The 22092-nt window shown below is 58.0% G+C and carries 21 protein-coding genes and 1 tRNA gene; 13 read left to right on the forward strand and 9 right to left on the reverse strand.

What is annotated here, in order from left to right:
- Positions 1-40: 40 nt before the first annotated feature.
- The 3 genes from groL to PSQ90_RS03930 all read left to right on the forward strand — a co-directional run bounded on the left by groL (position 41) and on the right by PSQ90_RS03930 (position 2526).
- A complete protein-coding gene (gene groL / locus PSQ90_RS03920) occupies positions 41-1690 on the forward strand; it encodes a chaperonin GroEL (protein WP_282212132.1) in 1650 nt (549 codons plus the stop codon).
- A gap of 143 nt (positions 1691-1833) precedes the next feature.
- On the forward strand, positions 1834-2067 hold the full coding sequence (locus tag PSQ90_RS03925) for a BrnA antitoxin family protein (RefSeq protein WP_282212133.1): 234 nt from the start codon (positions 1834-1836) through the stop codon (positions 2065-2067).
- A gap of 12 nt (positions 2068-2079) precedes the next feature.
- Positions 2080-2526 (forward strand): GNAT family N-acetyltransferase, encoded by a 447-nt coding sequence (locus tag PSQ90_RS03930; RefSeq protein WP_282212134.1) that lies wholly within the window; start codon positions 2080-2082, stop codon positions 2524-2526.
- A 35-nt stretch (positions 2527-2561) separates the two neighbouring features.
- Here PSQ90_RS03930 and PSQ90_RS03935 read toward each other — a convergent pair whose 3' ends face one another.
- Positions 2562-3311, reverse strand: a complete 750-nt coding sequence (locus PSQ90_RS03935) for a TSUP family transporter (protein WP_282212135.1) — start codon at positions 3309-3311, stop codon at positions 2562-2564.
- A 98-nt stretch (positions 3312-3409) separates the two neighbouring features.
- Between PSQ90_RS03935 and PSQ90_RS03940 the strand changes: the two genes are divergently transcribed.
- Complete coding sequence (locus PSQ90_RS03940) at positions 3410-4369, forward strand: glycosyltransferase family 2 protein (protein WP_282212136.1); 960 nt, start codon at positions 3410-3412, stop codon at positions 4367-4369.
- Position 4370: 1 nt separating this feature from the next.
- Positions 4371-4760 carry a GtrA family protein gene (locus PSQ90_RS03945; protein WP_282212137.1) on the forward strand — a complete coding sequence of 130 codons (390 nt, stop codon included), beginning with the start codon at positions 4371-4373 and terminating at the stop codon, positions 4758-4760.
- On the opposite strand, the gene hisG is transcribed toward PSQ90_RS03945, so the two are convergent.
- The 5 genes from hisG to PSQ90_RS03970 all read right to left on the reverse strand — a co-directional run bounded on the left by hisG (position 4757) and on the right by PSQ90_RS03970 (position 9447).
- Positions 4757-5464, reverse strand: coding sequence for an ATP phosphoribosyltransferase (gene hisG / locus PSQ90_RS03950; protein ID WP_282212138.1), 708 nt, complete (start codon positions 5462-5464; stop codon positions 4757-4759). The two genes, PSQ90_RS03945 and hisG, sit on opposite strands and share 4 nt — an antisense overlap.
- Positions 5461-6531, reverse strand: a complete 1071-nt coding sequence (locus tag PSQ90_RS03955; protein WP_282212139.1) for an ATP phosphoribosyltransferase regulatory subunit — start codon at positions 6529-6531, stop codon at positions 5461-5463. The genes hisG and PSQ90_RS03955 overlap by 4 nt, the downstream gene beginning before the upstream one ends.
- On the reverse strand, positions 6528-8069 hold the full coding sequence (gene hisS, locus PSQ90_RS03960) for a histidine--tRNA ligase (RefSeq protein ID WP_282212140.1): 1542 nt from the start codon (positions 8067-8069) through the stop codon (positions 6528-6530). Before hisS ends, PSQ90_RS03955 begins: the two co-directional genes overlap by 4 nt.
- Positions 8070-8225: 156 nt before the next feature.
- Positions 8226-8474, reverse strand: coding sequence for a hypothetical protein (locus PSQ90_RS03965; protein WP_282212141.1), 249 nt, complete (start codon positions 8472-8474; stop codon positions 8226-8228).
- A gap of 337 nt (positions 8475-8811) precedes the next feature.
- Entirely contained in the window at positions 8812-9447 is a 636-nt protein-coding gene (locus tag PSQ90_RS03970) for a DNA-3-methyladenine glycosylase I (RefSeq protein WP_282212142.1), read from the reverse strand.
- A gap of 70 nt (positions 9448-9517) precedes the next feature.
- Between PSQ90_RS03970 and PSQ90_RS03975 the strand changes: the two genes are divergently transcribed.
- From PSQ90_RS03975 to PSQ90_RS03990, 4 genes are all read left to right on the forward strand, one after another.
- Positions 9518-9949, forward strand: coding sequence for a response regulator (locus PSQ90_RS03975; protein WP_282212143.1), 432 nt, complete (start codon positions 9518-9520; stop codon positions 9947-9949).
- Positions 9950-10090: 141 nt separating this feature from the next.
- A complete protein-coding gene (locus PSQ90_RS03980; RefSeq protein WP_407648160.1) occupies positions 10091-10705 on the forward strand; it encodes a L,D-transpeptidase in 615 nt (204 codons plus the stop codon).
- Positions 10706-10769: 64 nt separating this feature from the next.
- Positions 10770-11843 (forward strand): TadE/TadG family type IV pilus assembly protein, encoded by a 1074-nt coding sequence (locus tag PSQ90_RS03985; RefSeq protein WP_282212145.1) that lies wholly within the window; start codon positions 10770-10772, stop codon positions 11841-11843.
- A complete protein-coding gene (locus tag PSQ90_RS03990) occupies positions 11840-12709 on the forward strand; it encodes a vWA domain-containing protein (protein WP_282212146.1) in 870 nt (289 codons plus the stop codon). Before PSQ90_RS03985 ends, PSQ90_RS03990 begins: the two co-directional genes overlap by 4 nt.
- Positions 12710-12734: 25 nt before the next feature.
- On the opposite strand, the gene PSQ90_RS03995 is transcribed toward PSQ90_RS03990, so the two are convergent.
- Complete coding sequence (locus tag PSQ90_RS03995) at positions 12735-13484, reverse strand: SDR family NAD(P)-dependent oxidoreductase (protein ID WP_282212147.1); 750 nt, start codon at positions 13482-13484, stop codon at positions 12735-12737.
- Positions 13485-13742: 258 nt separating this feature from the next.
- Between PSQ90_RS03995 and PSQ90_RS04000 the strand changes: the two genes are divergently transcribed.
- The gene (locus PSQ90_RS04000; protein ID WP_282212148.1) at positions 13743-14465 is read left to right on the forward strand and encodes a FadR/GntR family transcriptional regulator; all 723 of its coding nucleotides are present in this window, start codon (positions 13743-13745) and stop codon (positions 14463-14465) included.
- Here the strand turns inward: PSQ90_RS04000 and PSQ90_RS04005 are convergent.
- Both PSQ90_RS04005 and PSQ90_RS04010 read right to left on the reverse strand, forming a co-directional pair.
- Positions 14457-15962 (reverse strand): sulfatase-like hydrolase/transferase, encoded by a 1506-nt coding sequence (locus PSQ90_RS04005; RefSeq protein WP_282212149.1) that lies wholly within the window; start codon positions 15960-15962, stop codon positions 14457-14459. The two genes, PSQ90_RS04000 and PSQ90_RS04005, sit on opposite strands and share 9 nt — an antisense overlap.
- Positions 15963-16179: 217 nt before the next feature.
- Positions 16180-16256 (reverse strand) — tRNA-His (locus PSQ90_RS04010).
- Positions 16257-16543: 287 nt separating this feature from the next.
- Here PSQ90_RS04010 and PSQ90_RS04015 point away from each other — a divergent pair.
- From PSQ90_RS04015 to PSQ90_RS04025, 3 genes are all read left to right on the forward strand, one after another.
- On the forward strand, positions 16544-19150 hold the full coding sequence (locus PSQ90_RS04015) for a sensor histidine kinase (protein WP_282212150.1): 2607 nt from the start codon (positions 16544-16546) through the stop codon (positions 19148-19150).
- Positions 19151-19351: 201 nt separating this feature from the next.
- Positions 19352-20398, forward strand: a complete 1047-nt coding sequence (locus tag PSQ90_RS04020; protein ID WP_282212151.1) for an extracellular solute-binding protein — start codon at positions 19352-19354, stop codon at positions 20396-20398.
- Between the two features lie 80 nt (positions 20399-20478).
- A complete protein-coding gene (locus PSQ90_RS04025; RefSeq protein WP_282212152.1) occupies positions 20479-22089 on the forward strand; it encodes an ABC transporter permease in 1611 nt (536 codons plus the stop codon).
- The last annotated feature ends 3 nt before the right edge of the window (positions 22090-22092 follow it).

The raw sequence follows: 22092 nt of genomic DNA on the forward strand, positions 1-22092 counted from the left end.
CCACCCGACGATTTCCCTTCATTATTAAGGAGCGCCTCACATGGCTGCTAAAGAAGTAAAGTTCTCCACCGATGCTCGCGACAAGATGTTGCGCGGCGTCAACATTCTGGCCAATGCGGTCAAGGTAACCCTTGGTCCAAAAGGTCGTAATGTTGTTATCGAAAAGTCCTTCGGTGCTCCACGTATCACCAAGGACGGCGTGACCGTTGCCAAGGAAATCGAACTGGAAGACAAGTTCGAAAACATGGGCGCCCAGATGCTGCGCGCTGTTGCTTCCAAGACCAATGACACAGCTGGCGATGGCACCACCACCGCAACCCTTCTGGGTCAGTCGATTGTCAATGAAGGCGTCAAGGCCGTTGCTGCCGGCATGAACCCAATGGACGTCAAGCGCGGCATTGATCTGGCCGTGCTCGAAGTTGTCGAAAACCTCAAGGCCCGCGCCAAGAAGATCACCTCGTCGTCCGAGGTTGCTCAGGTTGGCACCATTTCGGCCAATGGCGAAGCCTCGATCGGTGAAATGATCTCGGAAGCCATGCAGAAGGTCGGCAACGAAGGTGTTATCACCGTCGAAGAAGCCAAGACCGCCGAAACCGAACTTGATGTCGTTGAAGGCATGCAGTTCGACCGCGGCTACCTGTCACCTTACTTCGTGACCAATGCCGAGAAGATGACCGCTGTTCTTGATGAGCCGCTGATCCTTCTGCACGAAAAGAAGCTGTCGAACCTTCAGGCTATCCTGCCAATCCTTGAATCGGTTGTTCAGAGCCAGCGTCCGCTTTTGATCATTGCCGAGGACATTGAAGGCGAAGCCTTGGCAACGCTGGTTGTCAACCGTCTGCGTGGCGGCCTCAAGGTTGCTGCCGTCAAGGCACCTGGCTTTGGCGATCGCCGCAAGGCAATGCTGGAAGACATCGCGATCCTGACCGGTGGTCAGGTTATCTCGGAAGATCTCGGCATCAAGCTTGAGAATGTCACTATCGACATGCTGGGTACCGCCAAGCGCGTTGAAATCACCAAGGAAAACACCACCATCGTTGATGGTGCTGGCACCAAGGATGACATTTCTGGCCGCGTGAACCAGATCAAGGCGCAGATCGAAGAAACCACTTCGGACTACGACAAGGAAAAGCTGCAGGAACGTCTGGCCAAGCTGGCCGGTGGCGTTGCTGTGATCAAGGTCGGCGGTTCGACTGAAATCGAAGTCAAGGAACGCAAAGATCGCGTTGATGACGCGCTCAATGCTACCCGCGCCGCTGTTGAAGAAGGCATCGTACCTGGCGGCGGCACAGCCCTGTTGCGTGCTTCGTCCGACCTTAAAGCCAAGGGCGCCAACTCTGACCAGCAGGCCGGCATCAATATCGTTCGCCGCGCTTTGCAGGAACCAGTTCGCCAGATCGTTAATAATGCGGGCGACGAAGGCTCCGTGGTTGTTGGCAAGATCCTTGAAAACTCTTCGCTCGATTTCGGCTACAACGCCGCGACCGGCGAATATGGCGACATGATTGCCATGGGCATCGTGGATCCGGTCAAGGTGGTTCGCACCGCCCTGCAGGACGCCGCATCGGTTGCGTCGCTCCTGATCACCACCGAAGCCATGGTTGCCGAGGTCCCCAAGGAAGCTGCTCCAGCTATGCCTGGCGGCGGCGGCATGGGCGGTATGGGCGGAATGGGCGGTATGGATTTCTAATCCAGCCCATCCAGAAGCTACGAAGTCTCGTTACTTCCCAGTCACGAACTTTGCAGGAGGCGCAGTGGAAACACTGCGCCTTTTTTGTTGTGTCGCGCCGTGGGTAGTGGCAAGCCATTGTCCCAAAGCACGAGGACAAAGCCATGAAAACACCAACGCGACGCCCAACCAATGCGCTGGATCGCGCCGAGGCAGCGTTCAAGACGGCAACCAGCGGCCCGGCCCCAGAGGCGCCAAAGGTCAACCGGGCACCCGAGGGCAAGGAACAGGTTTCCCTGCGGCTGGACCGGGCGGTTCTGGAGCATTTTCAGGATGATGGCCCCGGCTGGCAGGATCGGATCAACGCTGCCCTTAGAACCGCGGCGGGATTGGACTAGGAGTGCCGGCGCATGGTCGAACGAGTTGATGATCCATCGTTTATCATTCGTGTGGCGACCCACGATGACCAAGATGCGATCACCGGAATAGATAATCTGGCGGCCAAGGATAGCGAGCGCATCGCGAATATCGGCAGGTGGATCTCGGATGGCTCATGCCATCTGATCGCGTGCGACGACACTGTGGCCGCCTATGGCGTTCTTACCGACCATTTTTTCGACAATGGTTTTATCGAGATGCTGATGGTAGCCGAACGTTTTCGGCGGCGTGGGTTTGGTCTGGCACTCGTTGAACATTTCAAGACCATGTGCATTGGGCCCAAACTGTTCAGCTCAACCAATTTGTCGAACCGACCGATGCAGCAATTGCTTCTCAAAGCCGGGTTTTGTACCAGCGGCTATATAGAGAATTTGGACAAGAACGATCCGGAAATCGTGTTTTTCCGATCCGTCGCATAGCGAATTGTGGCGGTCGGTTTTCGACGGCGTCCTAATCAGCGCCAGAACAGCAGTTTTAGTGCCAGGATAATCGAAACGACGACGACCAGTGGGCGAATGAGGCGGGCGCCGAAACGGATGCCGGTGTGGGCACCAAGATAGCCACCCAGCAATTGACCTGCGGCCATGGCGATGGCGGCGGGCCAGACGACGTCCCCAGCGGGAATGAAAATGGTGAGCGCGGCAAGGTTCGACGTCAAATTCAATACTTTGGTATTGCCGGCAGCGCGGGTGAGACCGAGGCCGAACAGGGTGACAAAGCCGATGGTAAAAAACGAACCGGTGCCGGGGCCAAAAATGCCGTCGTAAAACCCGATGATGAAACCGAGGACCGGCACGAAGCGGGCAAAGCCGAGCCGGGCCGCCTTGTCGGCATCGGAAAGATTTGGCGCGAAGAGGAAATAGAGCGCAATGGCGATCAACGCGACCGGCACAGCGATGTCCAAAAGACTGGTATCGGCCTGCTTGACGACCAGAGCGCCACACAGGCTACCGGCATAAGTCAGGACAATGGCTGGCAGCAGGGATTTGAGTTGAACAAAGCCGCGCCGCCAATAGGTAAAGGCGGCCATGCCGGTGCCAAAGACCGATTGCATCTTGTTGGTGGCAAGAGCGGCAACGGGTGGAATACCAGTGGCGAGCAAGGCAGGCAGCGCAATCATGCCGCCGCCACCGGCGATGGCATCAATAAAACCGGCCAGCATGCCGACACCGGCCAGCGCCAGCAAAATCATCGGATCCAGCATTGGCACCCCCGGCCCACAAGACCTCGGGGCGGTCCGTTACCCTTTTCCAACTCTTTCTGATTATACCTGTGTCCAATGCGCTGCAAATGGATGGCACTGTGACTGCACAACTTAAGAGCGGCAATCGCGTCGCCGTTATCATTCCCTGCTATAATGAAGCACTGGTGATCGGCGAGGTGGTGGATAGTTTCCAGCACGCCCTTCCGGGCGCGCGGATCTATATTTTTGACAATAATTCGACTGATGGAACCGCGGACAAGGCACGCGCGGCAGGCGCGGCGGTCCACCACGTCAACCACCGCGGCAAGGGCAATGTCGTGCGGCGGATGTTTGCCGACGTTGAAGCCGATATCTATGTGATGGCCGACGGCGACCATACCTACGACGCCGCACGGAGCGGGGAAATGGTGGATTTGCTCCTTTCGCGCGGGCTCGACATGGTGGTGGGCACCCGTGTGCCGGTGGGCGATGGGGCCGAATATCGGCCGGGTCATGCTTTTGGCAATCGGCTTTTGACCGGCATGGTTCGGCACGTGTTCGGCAACGGTTTTACCGATATGCTCTCGGGATATCGGATAATGTCGCGACGCTTCGTCAAATCGTTCCCGGCGCTTTCCAAGGGATTTGAGATTGAAACAGAGTTGACCATCCATGCGCTCGAACTGCGGGCGCCCTGTGCGGAGGTAGCAACCGACTATCGTTCGCGGGTCGAGGGATCCGAAAGCAAACTGGGAACGGTGCGCGACGGGCTATCAATCCTTAAATCGATTGTACGACTTTACGTGCGCGAGCGACCACGTCAACTTTACCTTGCGTTTTCGTTGGGGGCGGCTATTGCTGCGCTGCTGATGGCCGCACCGGTATTTGTCGAATATTGGCAGACCGGACTAGTGCCGCGCCTGCCGACAGCGATATTTGCCGGGTTGACGATGATGGCCGCGCTGGTGTCTGGCGCCGTGGCGGTCATTCTGGATAGTGTGGTGACTGGCCGGGCCGAAGCCAAGCGTCTGAGTTATCTGGCGATACCGATTAGCAGTCCTGAACTGAAGGATAAATAGTTTGAAACGCATCCTGCCCTTTGGAATTGCTGGAATCGCTGGCTTCTTCATGGATGCCTCGGTGCTGATGGCTATTGTGGATGCTATCGGGCCATTTTGGGCGCGGGTTGTTTCCTTTGCCTTCGCGGTTTTAACGACGTGGCTGATCAACCGCAATTTTGCCTTTGCCGATTGCGCGGCAGAAGCGGATGGTATGGGGCGAGAATTTACGCGCTATTTTGCTGCCATGATCCCCGGCAGTCTGGTCAATTGGCTGGTCTATGGGGCGATGATGCTGCAACTGCCCAGCAACGGCGGCTTTCCATTGCTGGCGGTCGCCATGGGCAGCGTTGCGGGCATGGCCACCAATCTGGCGATGGCACAACGATTTGCGTTCACGGCGCGCCGTTAGAGAGCGATGCTGGCGTTGAGTTGATGCAGCAAAGCCTCAAGTCGGCGTCGACGTTCTGGCGTCCAATTGGCGGTGCGCGAAACGATCAGATTGGCCTGGCTTTTCAGCATCACACCATCTTCAAGCACGCGCAGGGCGTTGGCGGTCAGGGTTGAGCCGGTCGAAGTGATGTCGACGATAATATCGGCAACGCCGGAGGCAGGCGCTGCTTCGGTGGCACCAAGGCTTTCGACAATGCGATATTCTGCGATCCCCGCACGGGCGAAATGCTGGCGGGTAATGGTGATGTATTTGGTGGCGACGCGCAGCCAGCGGCCATGGCGAGAGCGGAAATCGGACGCAACATCGGCCAGATCATGCATGTGGGTAACGTCGATCCATGGCGCGGGGACGGCTACCACTACGTCAGCATTGCCAAAACCCAATGGTTTGGCGAAGGCGACCGATTGCGGTCCGGTTTCGGCGGTCTCGTGGATCAGGTCTGTGCCGGTGACGCCCAGATCGATATTGCCGCGAATAAGTTCGCGGGCGATTTCGCCAGCGGGAAAGAACCGCACGGTGACGTTGGGGTGGCCTTCGAGCGCACCAAGATAGGAGCGCGGGCCGCCGGGGCGGGTAATGGTCAGGCCGTTTTGGGCGAACCAATCGCGGGTCAATTCTTCAAGGCGGCCTTTTGAGGGAACGGCCAGGGTCAATTCGCTCATCGAACACACTCCGCTTCGAGGCGATCCACCCAGACAGCGCAACCCGAGGCGGCGATAGGGGCGGCGGCGCCAAGGCGTTCGAGCAGGCGGTCATATTGGCCGCCCGAAACAAGGGCCTGTCCGTCCTGCCCGACCACTTCGAAAACGACGCCCGTATAATAATCGAGCCGGGGCGAAAAGCTGCCGTCAAAGCTGACATCGGCGACAGTACCCAACTCATCGAGGTGACGGCGCAGGGCGCGCAGGGGCGCTGCCAGATCGAGCCCATGGCGCAACGCCAATTGCTCGATACGGGTCAAAGCCTGCAGGGCGGGGCCGCTGATGGCAAGATAGTCACGCAACAACGCCAGCGTCGCGGCGGGGACAAGTTCGGCATCAAGGGCCTGCTGTTCGAGATAGCGGGAGGCGATTTCGTCGGGGGTGCGTCCCTCCGAAAGGCTGAGACCGGCATCGACCATCTGCTCGGTGATTTCGGTCAATAGCGCTTCGCGGGCAGGTTGGGGACTGCGTTCGAGCGTGGGCGCGACGGCAAGACGGGTCAACAGGCGCTCGAGCGCCTCGGTGTGACCAAAGCGCTGGCGAATGCGCGGGCGCCATGGGTCGGGCATATCGAGTTGGGCCAGAAGCGTTTCGAACAGGCCAACGCCACCGAGCCGAATGGCGGGGGCAGAAACGGCATAAAGATCCAACGCCGCACGGGCAAAGGTCAGCACCTGATGCAAGGCAATATCGCCATCGGGCTGGGCCAGCAATTCAAGCCCGGCCTGTTCAAATTCGGCAGGACCATCCTGACGCTGGCGGAAAATCGGGCCGAAATAGGAGAAGGCGGCGGGCTGGCCGACGCCGTTGGCAATGTAGTCGGTCACGATGGGCAGGGTATATTCGGGACGCAGGCAATATTCCTGGCCGGTGGTTGCGGTGGTCAGCATCAGGCGACGGCCAAATTCCTCACCCGCGAGGTCAAAATAGGGATCGGCAGGCAAGAGCAGCGGCGGGTTGGCGCGCGTGGCGGACTGCGCCTCAACCAAAGCTTCGAGTTGGGCGCGGCGCGCGGCGGGGCTGCTCATTGATAGGCAGCCAGAAGTTCTTTGATTTTGGCGACGATTTCGGCGCGGCCACATTCGAACTGGCCGGGGCGCGTGGCCTTCCATTCGGCATTATCGGAAATGGCGGCGGCAGCTTGCTTACCGGCGATCAGATCCTTGATCTGGACGATATTTTGCTCGCGCTCCTGGGTGCCCTCGATGATGACGGCAGGTGAGTTGCGTTTGTCGGCATAGGCGATCTGCTTGCCGAAATTTTTTGAATTGCCGAGGAACATTTCAGCGCGAATGCCAGCGGCGCGCAGTTCTGAGACCATTTTCTGGTAACCCGGAATTTGGTCCTTATCCATGACCAGAACGACAACCGGGCCAAGCGGTTCGGTGGCGGGCACATTGCCGGTGAGTTTTAAGGCGTTGAACAGGCGCGAAACGCCGATGGAAAAACCAGTAGCGGGGACAGGCTCGCGGCGGAAGCGCGACACCAGACCATCATAGCGACCGCCACCACCGACCGAGCCGAAGACAACCTGCTGGCCTTTTTCGTTGGTGACGGGGAAGGTCAGTTCGATTTCGAAGACCGGGCCGGTGTAATATTCAAGGCCACGGACGACAGAGGGGTCGATCTTGATGCGGTCGGGGCCATAGCCAGCGGCGTCGAAAAGGGCTTGCATAGCGGCGAGTTCGGCAATACCCCCCGCGGCCAGAGCGCCCTGCCCAAAATTTTCTTGCATGGCCTCGAAGAACGTCAGTTCGCCATCAAGTCCCACAGGGGCCGACTGAGCGGATTTGCCGTCAGGCCCAGCGGTGAAATCGAACCAGCGACCAAATTCGATAAGCCGCCCGAGTTCACTGATCTGTTGTTCGCCAAGCTCGGCACCCTTGGTGAAATCGCCGCTACTGTCTTTGCGACCGGCACCAAGGAGGAGTTTCACGCCTTCGGGGCCGAACTTGTCCAGCTTGTCGATGGCACGCAGCACCGTCAGCTTTTGCTCGTCAGAGGTCACGCCTGCGGCGTCCAGCACACCGTCCAACACTTTGCGGTTGTTCACCCGCACCACATATTTGCCTTCAAGGCCCAGCGCGTCCATGACGTCGGCCATCATCATGCACATTTCGGCGTCGGCTTCGGGGCCGGCGGCACCGACGGTGTCGGCGTCAAATTGCATGAACTGGCGGAAGCGGCCGGGGCCAGGGCGTTCGTTGCGGAAGACGTAGCCTTGCCGATAAGAGCGATAAGGCTTTGGCAGGGTTTCAAAATTTTCGGCGAAGTGACGGGCGAGCGGCGCTGTCAGATCATAGCGCAGGCTCATCCATTGTTCATCATCGTCCTGAAGGGAAAACACCCCAGCGTTGGGGCGGTCGGTATCGGGCAGGAATTTGCCCAGCGTTTCGGTATATTCGAACAGCGGGGTTTCGACCGGATCAAAACCATAGCGCTCATAAACCTGCTTGATCTTGTCGATCATTGTGCCGACCGCGGCGATTTCGCCGGGGGTGCGATCTTCAAAGCCGCGCGGCAGGCGGGGGGCGATAAGCTTGGGCTTTTGGGGCTTGTTGGTCATGCAGATAAATCCAAGCGGAATGAGGTCGAATGGCAATCGTTGCGGCGTTCCTAGCGGATCGCTGACGGAGTGACAACCACGGCACGGTGGTGGCGCGGCAAAAGCTCCCCCGCCCCTGGCTGGGGCGGGGATCAGAATGCGTGATGGATTGAACCCTCAGGTATAGCGGTCAAAATCCACGGTCGCGAAACCCACTTCGGTCCAGTGCCGATTCACGTTGGGTGGCGGCAGGCCGAGATCCTCACGCAAATGCTGTGGCAGGTCCGGCGGTAGGCGCGGACGCCGCCACCAAGCGCGCAATGCTGCGGCCAGAACCGGCAGCAGGCCAAGTCGCATGACTTCGTCGGCGATCAGGTTTTGCGGGCGCAGCGGCGTGCTCGCCTGCGTAAGCGTATCATAGCTCATAGGTGTTCCGGGCGCGCGCAAACGCGGCCGGCCTCTTGTTTTTGATGACGATGAGCCGGTTTCAGGGACGCATTTGTCCCTTGAGGTGGCACATCAGTTCAGGTTGGTGAAAATGTCCGTGGCTGGTCTGCAGCCAGTAAAATGCCGGGCAGAAGCGTTAGCTTCGGTGCGCGGTAAGCATTTTGAACCCGAGATGGTTGGCGTTGATGCATTCAGTCATTGAGCGCCTCCCAGGCTAGTGTGGACGACGCGAACTATAGCTCACGCTTTAGTGTTCGCCAAGCATGGATGCGGCGGGTTGACGCAGGCACGGTATTTTGTTGCGCAAAAGCCACAGCTATTTGACGGGCCGTCGCAGCTGTCCACGTTCCCATTCAACTTCGTGGCGGCAAAAGCAACCTTCGATATGATCGTTGACCAGCCCCATCGCCTGCATGAAGGCGTAGCAGGTTGTGGGGCCGACAAATTTGAAACCGCGCTTGCGCAGGTCCTTTGAAAGGGCTCGCGAAGCCTCGGTGTGTGGCATGGCCAGAACGTCGGCATGGCTGATGGTTTGCGGACGCGCTTCAGACTTGGGTTCGAACGACCAGAAATAGGCCGCGAGCGAGCCAAACTCGGCCTGGATTTCAAGAGCGCGAGCGGCATTATTGATGGTGGCAAGAATTTTGCCGCGGTGGCGAATGATGCCCGGATCGGCCAACAGGCGATCAACATCGACATCGGTCATGGCGGCAACACGGGGGATATCAAATCCGTAAAAAACCTCACGGAAACGCTCTCGCTTGCGCAGAATGGTGATCCAGGAAAGCCCGGCCTGAAATCCTTCAAGGCAAATCTTTTCAAATAGCCTGGTATCGTCGGTGACGGGCCGACCCCATTCAATATCGTGATATTCCAGATAAAACGCATCGGCACCGGGCCAGACGCAACGGGGCTTCTGGTCGTTTGTCAGACTGATTGGTGCAGTTGGCATGATAAGGCTCTGGTTACCTGAATACGATAGGCTAATGGGACGCCCGTCAGTCGGGATTCTGGCGAGGGAAATGCAGATACCTGGAAAAATCAAGGCACTGGTGGTTGACGATAACGCTTATGCGCGGGCCATTGCCAGCCTCAATTTCGGCAAACTCGGGGTCACCGATGTTGATGAGGCAATGGGCGGGGCCGAAGCCATTCTGGCGCTTCTGTCCAAGCGTTACGATGTGATGTTGATGGACTGGTATATGCCCGACGTCAGTGGGGCGGGTGTGTTGCACGTGCTGCGGGACACGAGATTTGGCCCTGCCAGCACAACGCCAGTGATCCTGATGACGGCCTATGCGAGCCGCGAAAATATTGTGCGGGCGCGCGAGATCGGGGTCGATGCAATATTGGTCAAACCCTTTACCGCCGAGCAGTTAGGCATGGCGATGAACCGGGTACTGACGCCAATTCCCAGAGACGATGCAGAGACGGCCGACGAGATATTTCTGTAGGTTAGGGCTGCCTTTACCATTCGGGCCAGCGATGGCTTAACCATGCCGGTTCACGCCTAATTGCAGATTTTGTCGCCATCATTGGCCCAACATATGGTCGACCCGAAACTTTGCGGTCGGCCGCAAATGATGGGGGCCACAATGGGCAGCAATTTTAATATCGGCAGGGGCATTCTTGCGCTGGCGCTGGGCATTGCGCTGAGCGTCGGTCCGGCAGCGGCGCGCGGATTTCGGTTTGTGCCACCGCCGGGTATGACCATTACCAATAGCACGCCGACCAATGCCCTGGCCCTTCGGGCCGACTATCACATTGCGCCACAATTTCTTCGTCAGGTAGTGCGCTATCCAACACGCGAGCGTAGCGGCACCATCGTCGTCAATACACGCGAACATTATCTCTATTTCGTTCTGGGGGATGGACGGGCGTTGCGCTATGGCATCGGCGTTGCAAAATCGGGCTTTGAATGGGGCGGAACGCACCAGATCACTCGCAAGGCCGAATGGCCCGGCTGGACGCCGCCGCCAGAAATGCTGAAGCGGCGCCCCGACCTGCCCCGGCATATGGCGGGGGGCCCAGACAATCCGTTGGGGGCGCGCGCGCTTTATATCGGTTCGACGCTATACCGTATTCACGGCACTACAGAGCCCTGGAGCATTGGTCTGAATGTATCGTCAGGCTGTATTCGCATGACTAACATGGATGTTATTGACTTATTCAATCGCGTAAAACTGAACTCCCGAGTGGTTGTGCTTTGATAACGAATCAAGCGCATTATCTGTGGGACTGCGTGAAGCAGATCGACGGGGAAATGTTGGCGAAATGACTAGACTGATCAGCGTTATCAAACGGTTCCGCTCAGACGAACGGGGCGTTTTTGCCGTTATATTCGGACTGGCCGCGGTCGTTTTGATTGCGCTATCGGGTGCAGTGGTCGATTTCGTTTCCATGGAGCAGACCCGCGGCCGGGCACAGGTGGCGCTGGATGCGGCAACGCTGGCCCTGCAAAAGCAGATTTTTGTGGCGCCACTGGATGAAGACGGGATCAAGGCCAAGGCACAGGCATTGATGCTGAACCGCATCAACGACGCCAACGTAACTGCCACAGTCGACGGGATAACCGTCAACATTGCTGATGGCTCACTGACGCTGACGGCGGAAATGAGCATGCCGACGATTTTCGTTCGGCTTGTTGGCGTCGACAACATGCGGGCGCGCATACTTTCTGAGGCGACCCGCAAAAAAGTGAAGCTGGAAATTGCCATGGTGCTGGACAATTCCGGCTCGATGGGCAGCTCAAGCCGTTTGACCTACTTAAAGCAAGCCGCCAACTGCGCCACCAACATTATTTTCTATGACAACAACGTCGATAACACCTCGTCGTGTAATCCTGTTACGGGTGCCAGCAAATCAACGCAGGTCAAAATGAGTGTGGTGCCCTTCACATCCACTGTAAATGTGGGGCCGTCCAACAGCAGTGCCAGTTGGATCGACACCACTGGCGTTTCCCCAATTTCCAATGACAATTTTGACAATGATGACAATGAAACCACGGCCTTCATCGGTAATGTGAACCGGCTGGCGCTCTATAATTCGATCACCAACGAGAGTTGGCAAGGATGCGTAGAGACGCGCCCACACATTGCTACGGGGGGGCGACAGGGTTTCTCGATACCGACGACACCCCTGCCACAACGGCTTTGCCTGCTTCAATGTTTGTGCCGTACTTTGCGCCCGACATTTCCGAGCGGACGAGCGGATTGGGCGGCGGCAACAATTATACTCAGGACTCCCCTCCCTCATGTGATCGCCCAGCAGATGGCGGCGCCAGTTGTACTAGAGTCGAGGTTTATACAAGATGCAATTCGAGCCACAGCAACGGAAACTGCGATGTGAACAGCTCGAGCTACGTTTTCACCGGACCGCAGAATACGACGGCTGGGGGAAAATATGTCGGTGCGTACCCGCCATCCTGCGATTGCCGTTCGTGGGGGCCGAGCGTCTGGGCCTATGTATCGGGCGGCGGCAATAATCGTACATTCGCAAAGACTCAGGTTTGCGTAAATGGTTATATTCCGACGGGCTTGAGCGATCGGGAATATCAGGAGCGGATGTGCAAATACGAGGGCGCGATCAGCTATTCGAGCGGCAGCATGGGGCCAAACTCCTATTGCAGCACGGCGCCGATCCTGCCGCTGACCAACAATCCTGCTTCAGTGCACTCCTCCATCAATGCCATGGTTGCCTTTGGCGCTACCAACATTCACGAAGGGACTGCATGGGGCTTCCGAGCCCTTTCACCGGGTGAGCCGTTCGCCGAGGGGGCTGCCTATGCAGAAGCCGTTTCCAAAGTCATGATCATGATGACGGACGGGGAGAACACCCATTACAAGTCGGGCGATCTCAACGGATCTTCGATCTACATGTCTTATGGGTATCCGTATAACTCGAACAATAGCGCCAGCTCTTATGGTAGCGATATCGACCGGCTGGGCGCCATCAACTGGTCGGATGGTCAATTGGAATCCGAGATGAACACGCGCACATCCCAGACCTGCGCCAATGCCAAGGCCGCGGGGATCAATGTCTATGTGATCGGTCTGGCGACTGACAACACCAGCAATCCCACCAACGTCAGGGCGATGTTGACCGGGTGCGCCAGCGATCCCGGTCAGGCCTATTTCCCTAGCTCGCCATCAGAACTCAACAGCGTGTTCAGAACGATTGCACAGCAGTTGGCTGCCCTGCGGCTGGCACAATAGACGGCCCGGAAATCCAGTGCGCGGCCTAGTAGGTCGCGCGCCCGCCCGAAAGGTCAAAGACCGCGCCAGTGGTAAAGGAATTGTCGGCCGACGCCATCCACAGGATCATATGGGCAATCTCCTCAACCGTTACGAAACGGCCGCGGGGAATTTTTGACAGCATATAGTCGATGAACTCCTGGCTCACCTGATCCAGAATGCGCGTCTTTGCGGTCGCGGGGGTAACGCAATTGACAGCGATGTCGTGTGCGGCAAGCTCCTTGCCCAAAGATTTCGTCAACGCGATCACGGCGGCCTTGGAGGCGGAATAGGCCGAGGCGTTGGGGTTGCCCTCCTTACCCGCGATTGAGGCCACGTTGACGATGCGGCCGTAATTGCGCGCCATCATTGCCGGGGTAACCACCTTGCAGCAATGGAAGGTCCCGTCGAGATTGACCGCCTGGATCTTGCGCCATATGTCGACGGGATATTCGGCCAATGTGCTGGTAGGGCCGGCGATGCCGGCGCAATTGATCAAAATGTCGACGCCGCCTAGCTGGGCCTCGGTTTGGGCAAATGCATTGGCAACGCTTTCGAGGTCGCTGACGTCGGTCTGGATAGAAAGGCAGTTTGCTGATTCCAAAGCCGCGATCCGGGCTTCGGGCGCGGAAATATCCATGTCCCAGATGGCAACCTTGGCGCCAGAGGCCACCAGGCGGGCCGTTACTTCCGCGCCGATTCCGTTGGCCCCGCCGGTCACGACAGCGCGCCTACCCTGGAAATCATAATTGTTCATGACGTGATCCTTGTTTCCTTTTGGCGCACCAGGTGCAAGCGGTTGGCTACTCGTAACAAAGGCTTAGACGGGAGCGCCACAAAGCGTCAAGGTGACAAGGTCAAGTTCCCCGACTCTGGCCTGTGATCTCCGACGGCGTCCACGTGCTCCAGATTTTAAGGCTGACACTCGTTGTGGTTCTGACTAGCTTGATCGTGAAATGGACAATCTCAACCTGCGTCCTGAAGTCAGGTCTGCAGACAATTACAGTTGGCAGTAATGAGCAACGCGAAATCGGCACAGGTCATTCAGGCGGTCAAGGACATGATCATTGCGGGGGAATTGCGCCCCGGCGACAAGTTGCCCAATGAAGATGTATTTGCCGCGCAGCTGGGGCTATCGCGCAATTCAATGCGCGAAGCGGTGCGAGCTCTTAGCGCTATGCAAATCCTGGTATCGCGCCAAGGCGACGGCACATATGTATCGAGTCTTGAACCCCATGAAATGTTGGAAAGCCTAAGCTTTGCCGTCGATATTGCGGGGGTGGATTCGGTATTGCAATTTTTGGAAGTGCGACGAGTGCTCGAGACGCAGGCGGCGATGACCGCAGCGGCGATCCGCACGCAAGACGATCTGGACGAATTGCATGACATTCATGCCGCCAGCGTCGAAACGGCGGGGGGCGAGGGCAATATGGCGCTCGACATTGCCTTTCACGCCAAGATTGCGGCGCTGGCGGGCAACCAGGTGCTCAGTTCGCTGCTCAAGACAGTGTCGAGCCCAACAGTTCGTGCCCGTATCTGGCGCGGCCGCAGCGAAGATGCCTCCAGTGCGACCCGACTTCGCGAGCACGCGCTCATACTTGAGGCCATCGAGCGACAGGATCCGCAAGGCGCCATGGTCGAATCCTACAATCATCTCATGGGCGTCGAACGCTGGATCCGCGCCAACAGGGCAGAAATAAGTGGCCGCGCAACTCGGGACGACGTTGCATCAGGTTGAAACCTCCTGCGCGGTGGCCTTGCTATCGAGACGATTGTGATGGGGTCGCATTGTCCAAACATGATTGCTCGGTGGCCCGACTTTATCGGCCCAGTTTTTAAGAAGGGTCTTGTCGGCGATATTCTGCTCGATTTCAGCTTCGATGGCGACTGGGTCCCAGCCTTTGAGCACCTCCCGCTCGAGTTGTAGACGAATTGCCGCATAACGAGGATCTGACGCCAAATCGTTGGTCTCGCACGGATCCGCGACAAGATCGAATAATTGGGATGGCAAGCGGTGATAGTAATTGAGCTTGTAGCGCTCATCGCGAACCATCCGGTTAAGGGTGGTTCCGGGCACGCCCCAGTCGATTTTTGATCCCTGACAGTATTCCGAAAATGTCAGATTGCGCCATGGGGCAGTCGCGTCTTTGGCCATGCCAAGGAAGCTGACGCCGTCGCTATTGCCCAGTGGTGGAGCGTCCATGGCGTCGAGCATTGTCGCGCTGAGATCAATCAGGTTGACGACCTGATCGCGCCGTTCGCCTTCAGGCAATTGCCCGGGCCATGCCATGATCATCGGCACTTTGACGGAGTCCTCATAAAAAGTGTGCTTCCACCAAAGCCCATGCTCACCAATCTGCTCGCCATGGTCTGAAGCGTAAACAACCAGCGTGTTCTCAGACAGACCAAGCTCGTCAAGTCGATCGAGCACCTGGCCGATCATTCGGTCCATCGAGAATACCAGGGCGTGGTAGGCGGTTCGCGCGCGCCGCTCCTCGGCTTCACTCACATCCTGAATATCGCGATATTGGCGCCATTGCGCCAACCATGCATGCTCAGCCCCCTCGCTTGGCTGCCTGCTCGTTGCTAAATCGATCTTGTCGGCAAAGCGGTCAAAGTCTGCTTGCTGGGCAACGAATGGCGCATGGGGCAACATTAAGCCGACCGTCATCGCGAAACGACCGACTTTGCCTGTTTCAAGGTCAGCGGCAATTTCGTCCAGGGTTTCGACTGCCTTGGCAACAACGTCGCCGTCCTTGACCTCGTAAGCGCTTAAACCAATGCCCGATTGGGTCAGACTGCGACGGTCCGGCGAGGCTGTGCCCTCAAGCGGGCCCATATCGACCCGCGCAACGCCGGCCCAATTAGGGTGATGATCGCCGATCTCGCGCCGGGCATATCCAAGCAATTGATCCGGCCCCACTGAATGAAGGCGTCCAACCAGTAACGGGTTCAATCCAGCAGCGCCCAACGCATGGGCGAACGTCGGCAAACCGGAATGCAGAATGTCGGCATTTCCCCAGACCTTGTTCCGAAATGGATGACGCGCGGTCATCATCGACATGCGCGAGGGTGTGCACAGTGGCGATGGGCAGTAGGCATTGTCAAAAACAACACCTCGAGCCGCCAATTTGTCCAGATTGGCGGTTTCTGCGATCGTGCTGCCATAACAACCAGCGACGCGAGCGGCATGTTGGTCAGAAAATATGAACAGCAGATTTGGCCCGGTCGTCATGTGCAGACGTTCCCCTCTAGGTGTTCAAGGCTTGCGGCGGTTAGTTGCGTCTCGGCGCGGTGATTTGAGTATGTGCTCGAGTACATACAACGATATGCTGCTTGTGAGAGAATAGCAACCCTCAGGTGGAAGCTTTGAAGTGCGGCCAAAATGACCGTCTGCCGCAATCAGTCGATCGCCAGCGCCTTGAAACGTCTACAGTTTCTGAGATTTTGAATGGTACCACCTCTCGGGATCGAACCGAGGACCTCTAGATCCACAATCTAGCGCTCTAACCAACTGAGCTAAGGCGGCACGTGCCTTGGCGGGGCGCAAAGCACCCGAAAGCGGGCGGAACATAGGTCGAGATTGGCGCGATGACAAGACCCGATTTTCAGGCACTCAAAATGGCACTCTTTTGCCGCTGGTGACGGTTCATAAGGCTTTGAAGCTTAACCATGCCAAAGGTTTGTACCGCTTGGTTTGGGCTGAATCTATGGACCGGTCCGCGTGTGCACTATATTGAAGAAAGCTTAAGGTTTCCGCCAAAATGTCCCGGAGTGGGACAGATGGGTGGACCAAGGGCCCGGAAAAGCTTGGTTATGAACGCCGACTGGATGACATCGCCGACCGGACGTCGCGTTTTGCAACACAGTGCAGACACGCGACCGGCCTGGCTGTGGTCACACGATGGGCAGTCGCTATTGTGGGCAAATGGGGCGGCAACCTATTTTCTGGCCAAAGCTAAAAAACATGGCATCAAGCTGGCCGCGCCTGCGGTGCCTATAAAGGGTCAGGTTGCGCGTATCATCCGGCTGGGCTCGATCGGGCGATCCAGCCTGTCGCGGGTGCAGTTTCTGGCAGGCGAAAAACCGGCTTCGCACACCTGCGCCTGCACACCGTTGAAATGGGGCGATGACCAGACCGCTGTATTGATTGTGGGCGTGGACCCGATTGCGCCTGTATTTCTGGATGGTCTGAAATCGGACGACGTAACGACGACGGTTGTTGATAGAGCTGAGGATTTAGCGGCCGAATCCCAGACTGCGCACGATGCCCCCCCAACGCAACCGTCGGTTGATGCGCCGCAGGCCGTGCACGAGCGGGCGGGTCTTGGGGGGCTGGTTGATCGGTGGGCGAAACGCGAAGCGACTGAAGCTGAGGATGACAGCCAGGGCACGGTAGAGAGCGAAGCGTCTGCAAAAGAGGCCACCCCGGTGCCGACATTGTTTCGGGTTACCGGGCGCGGTTTTACGAGCAAGGTCGCGGATTCGGATGAGCCCGCGGCCTCATTTGATAGTGCCGATGCCGAAGTTTCGGGCGCAACTGAACCTTCAGCCGAGGCCGAGGGTAGCGATGGGCACACGCAGGTCGACCCGGAAGCCTTGAACCGGCTGGACAATGAAGGCGGCTTACTGCCCGAAATCGCCGAATCTGAGGCATCTGAATTTGCCGAGCAGGCCGAGGATATGGCGGCGGCTGACCTCGACGTTGAGCCCGTCGGCGCGATGACGGCGGCCGAAATGGATATCTCCGAACTTGAACGCCTTGACGGAATTGAGGGAACTGAGCCGACCGAGGTCGAGAGTGTTTCGGAGCCAATCGTCAAGAGCAAACCCCGTGTTGCTGACACTGACGCAGTGGAACGAGTGTCGCGCTACAACTTTGATGAGTTGTCTCGCATTCTCAATGATCGCGTGGGCGAGACTGCTCCAGACGTGTCGGGCAAAGTCGAACCTATTGTATCGGATATCGTCACCACCCCCGCAACGACGTCCTCTGGGGCACTGATCAATCTTGGTGGCGAGACGCTGGTGCTCAATCGCTTGCCACTGGGCATATTGGTTTTCCGCGATCAGCAGGTGCTGTTTGCCAATCGCGCCATTACCGAAATGACGGGCTACGATTCGGTGGAACGCCTGCGCGCGGCAGGGCTGGCTGCGATATTTCCCGCCGCCGGACCTGGCGGGCACAGCGCGGGGCCAGTCAACCATCTGGTGCAGCGGGACGGCTCATTAGTGCCGGTGACAGCACGGCTGCAATCCATTTCCTGGCAGGGGCGCCCGGCACTGATGTTGTCGGCCAGTGCGACCGAGGTCAGAACCGGTCACGAAGCGGCCGTGCGCGCCTTTGCCGAAGCCTTTGCCGAGGCCCGCAGCGATGGCTATTTCGAGACCAATCGCGCCGGTATTGTTTCAAGCGTCAATGCCAAGGCCAGTACGCTTTTCGGCAAGTCGGCCGAAGAAATGGCGGGACGAGCGCTGACCAGCCTGATTGCACCGAGCGAAATCGCGGAGTTTCAGGCATTTTTGGAACGACCAGCGCGTTTTGCCGAGACGGCCCGTCCCTGCGTGGCGGTGGCGGGGGAAACCTCGGGCGTTGATCTGTTGGTCTTTGCACAAGGCCAAGCAGGCATTGTCAGCGGCTATTTTGGCTTTGTGCATCGCAGCGCGGAGCAAGCGGCCCTGCCCGCTCCGGGGGCCAGCATTTCAGGCGAGCCGGAGCCTGCACTTCTATCGCGGATCAGTCGCGGTGTCCGGCGGCCGCTGAATACGATCATCGGATTTTCCGACCTGATTCGGTCCGAAGTGTTTGGCGCCCTGCAGAATGACCGCTATGAAGACTATGCAACCGATATTCGCGTTGCCGGTCTGGAAATCGCGGCGCTGGTTGACGAGCTGGACGATTATGTCCGGCTCAAAGATGGGCGATATTTACCGCAGCGCGCCAGCATCGATCTGCTGGCGCTTTTGGAAAGTTGCGTGCAACGAGTCCGCCAGCAGGCAGGCGCGGCCCGGGTTATTGTGCGCAGCGCTATTTCGGAAAAACTGCCCCGGATCACGGCGGACCGTGCTTCGTTGGCTCAGGCGGTGTTGAACCTTTTGGCCAGTGCAATTGATCAGACCCCGCTGGGCGGCGCGGTGGTGATTTCGGCCAAGATCGAGGATGATGGTGCCATCGCCATCCATGTCCGGGACAGCTCGAGCGCCGCCGCCGACATGGGCGAGCGGTTCGTTGTGTTTCGTGATGGAGTCGGGCGCGACGGGGAAGCGCTGGCCCCGGTTCGCTCCAGCGTTGGTCTGGCATTGACGCGATCCCTGCTGGCGGTCAATGCTTTCTCGCTCAAAGTCGATCCGGCTGGCGCGCAAGGCATGTTGTTTTCACTGCTGATCCCGGCTGATTTGGTGGACTATCCGGCTCAAAGTTGAACGATGCCGATTTGTCGCAGACGAAAAGGCGACAATTACAATCAGCTAAACGCCTGAAACTGCTTTGCAATCGTCGTGGTTTTTTGAACCATTCCAAACTGTAACACATTGTTTTTGCTTGGCTTATTGACATTTTAGCGATGCTACCGCAGAACCCCGTCGAACGCCAGACTTGGCGATGCATGAGACGCGGAGGCTGAAATGAGCAAGAACATCGGCATGGTAGTGATGATGGCAGGGGCCATTATGACAGCCACCCTGTCCACACCAGCGCTGGCGCAGAATGGTGAAGTCAACATTTACAGCTTCCGCCAGCAGAGCCTGTTGCAGCCGCTGCTCGACAAGTTTACTGTAGAAACCGGCATCAAACCCAATGTGCTTTACGCCAGCGATGGTCTATTGGAACGCGTTCGGGCCGAGGGCGAACTGTCGCCCGCCGATGTGGTGGTGACGGTTGATATCGGCAATCTGGTCGGTGCCAAGGAAATGGGGATTACCCAGCCTATCACCGCCCCTGCCCTGACCGCACGCGTGCCCGAAGCCTATCGCGATGTCGATGGCGACTGGACGGCGCTGTCGCTGCGGGCGCGGGTATTTTATGTCTCGAAGGATCGCGTCGATGCGACCGCGCTGACCTATGACGATATCGCCAAGCCCGAATGGAAGGGCCGCCTGTGCACCCGTCCGGGCGAGCATGCCTACAATATCGGTCTGATCGCCCAGCGTATCGCCGCCGTCGGGCTCGATGAAACGCGCGAATGGCTGACTAAAGTGCGCGATAATCTGGCCTATCCGCCCAACGGTGCGGATCGTGAACAGGTCAAGAATATTCTGGACGGCACCTGCGATCTGGCGATTGCCAACACCTATTATATGGGCGTCATGCTCAACAATACGGCCGAACCTGAGCAGAAAAACTGGGCCAATTCGGCGCGGATCATCTATCCCGATGTTGATAGCGACGGGACACAGGTCAATGTAGCGGGTGCATTCATCGCCAAATACGCGCCCAACACTGAAAACGCCAACAAGCTGATCGAATTCCTGCTTTCTGATGAAGCGCAGGCGATTTATGCCGACACCAACTACGAGTATCCTGTGGTGCCGGGCGTGAACCCTGCCCCGCTGGTACAATCGTGGGGCAAGCTCAATCCTTCCCCCATTTCACTGGTCGAAATTGCCGCGCATCGGGGAGAAGCAGCCGCCCTTGTGGATGAACTCAAGTTCAATCAGGGCGCTCAGAACTAGCGTGCGCCAGTGATAGGATCACGACCATAACGGCGCCATTGAGCACCGCAAAAACGAACGCAACCGGCAGGAAATTTTCCTTGCCGGTTGCACCGTTATTACTATTGGGGCTGATGGGGCTGCCGATCTTGTGGCTGCTCTATGGTGCCGCAGGGGCCGTGGCGAGCGGCAGCAATGGTTTGGCGGCCACCATGTTGCCGCTGGCGCTGAGCGAAACCGTCACACTGATGGTCAGCGTTGGCTTAGTGACGGGAACAACCGGGTTGATCGCTGCCTGGCTGGTGACCCATTATGAATTTCCACTGCGGCGCATATTCGACTGGGCGCTGATCCTGCCGTTGGCAGTACCGACGTATCTGGCCGCCTACACCTACGTCGAGATTTTCGGCTTTGTGGGGCCAATACAGCAATTTGTGCGGCATGTGACCGGGGCGAGTTCGCTCAAGGACTATTGGTTCCCCGACATTCGCAGCAACTGGGGCGCTGTCATCGTCCTGTCGGCGGTGCTCTATCCTTATGTTTACGCTGCATGCCGGGCGTTTTTTCTGATGCAGTCGGGCTCGCTGAACATTGCGGCGCGCACGTTGGGCGCCAGTGGCTGGCGCACATTCTTGACCGTGACACTGCCGCTTTCACGGCCGCCGATTGTCGTGGGTATGACGCTGGCGATGATGGAAGTGGTCAACGATCTGGGCGCCGTGCAGTATTTCGGGGTCAATTCGATCACGGCCATTATCTATTCAACCTGGATCAACCGCTCCGATTTTGGTGGTGCTGCGCAGTTGGCGGTAACGGTGGTGCTGGTAATCGGGCTGTTGATTCTGGCCGAACAGCATGCGCGCAGACACCGGGTATATCTGGCCAATCGCGATAGTCGGGTGCCGCCAATACGAACGCGACTAAATGGCGGACGGGCGCTCGCGGCGTTGGGCTATTGTGGATTGCTGTTGGCAATGGGCTTTTTGCTGCCGGTCGGTGATCTGATCTATCTGGCGCTTCGGCGACTAACGCCGGACAGCTTTACCCTGACGTTTACCGCGCTGGTGCCAACGGTAACGCTGGCGTTTGCGGGCGCGTTGGTGACCGTGGTGATCGGCTTTTTTGCCGCCCGCCAAACCAGCGGGCGCGCCAACGGTGCGGCCAAGGGTGCCATTCGGCTGGCGACATTGGGTTATGCGATACCGGGAACAGTATTGGCGCTGGGACTGTTGCAGCCGCTGGGTCAGGCCGATTTGTGGTTCAATCGACTGACAATGGCGCTGGCGGGCTGGCGGCCCGGGCTGATCCTTTCAGGATCAATGGCAGCGCTGGTCTATGTTTATGCCATCCGATTTCTGGCCGTCAGCCATTCAACGCTTGATGCGGCGATGCGCAAGCGTGGCAATTCCATGCTGGATGCGGGACGGGTGCTGGGTGAACGCGGGCTGGGGCTGCTGCTCCGGGTCGATCTGCCGACATTGACCCCCGCGATCCTGACCGCTGCAACGCTGGTTTTTGTGGAAATTGTCAAGGAGCTGCCCGCTACGCTATTATTGCGGCCGCTTGGTGTCGATACGCTGGCGACCGTGGTTTATTCCAGCGCCAGTGTCAGTCTTTTTGCCGAAGCCGCGATGCCGGCGTTATTTATTGTGCTGGCGGGGCTGATTCCGGTAATTCTTGCTACCCAGATCGGCAATCGTAGGAAAGTATAACCC

It is taken from the genome of Devosia rhodophyticola (genome assembly GCF_028816475.1).
Lineage (GTDB): Bacteria > Pseudomonadota > Alphaproteobacteria > Rhizobiales > Devosiaceae > Devosia > Devosia rhodophyticola.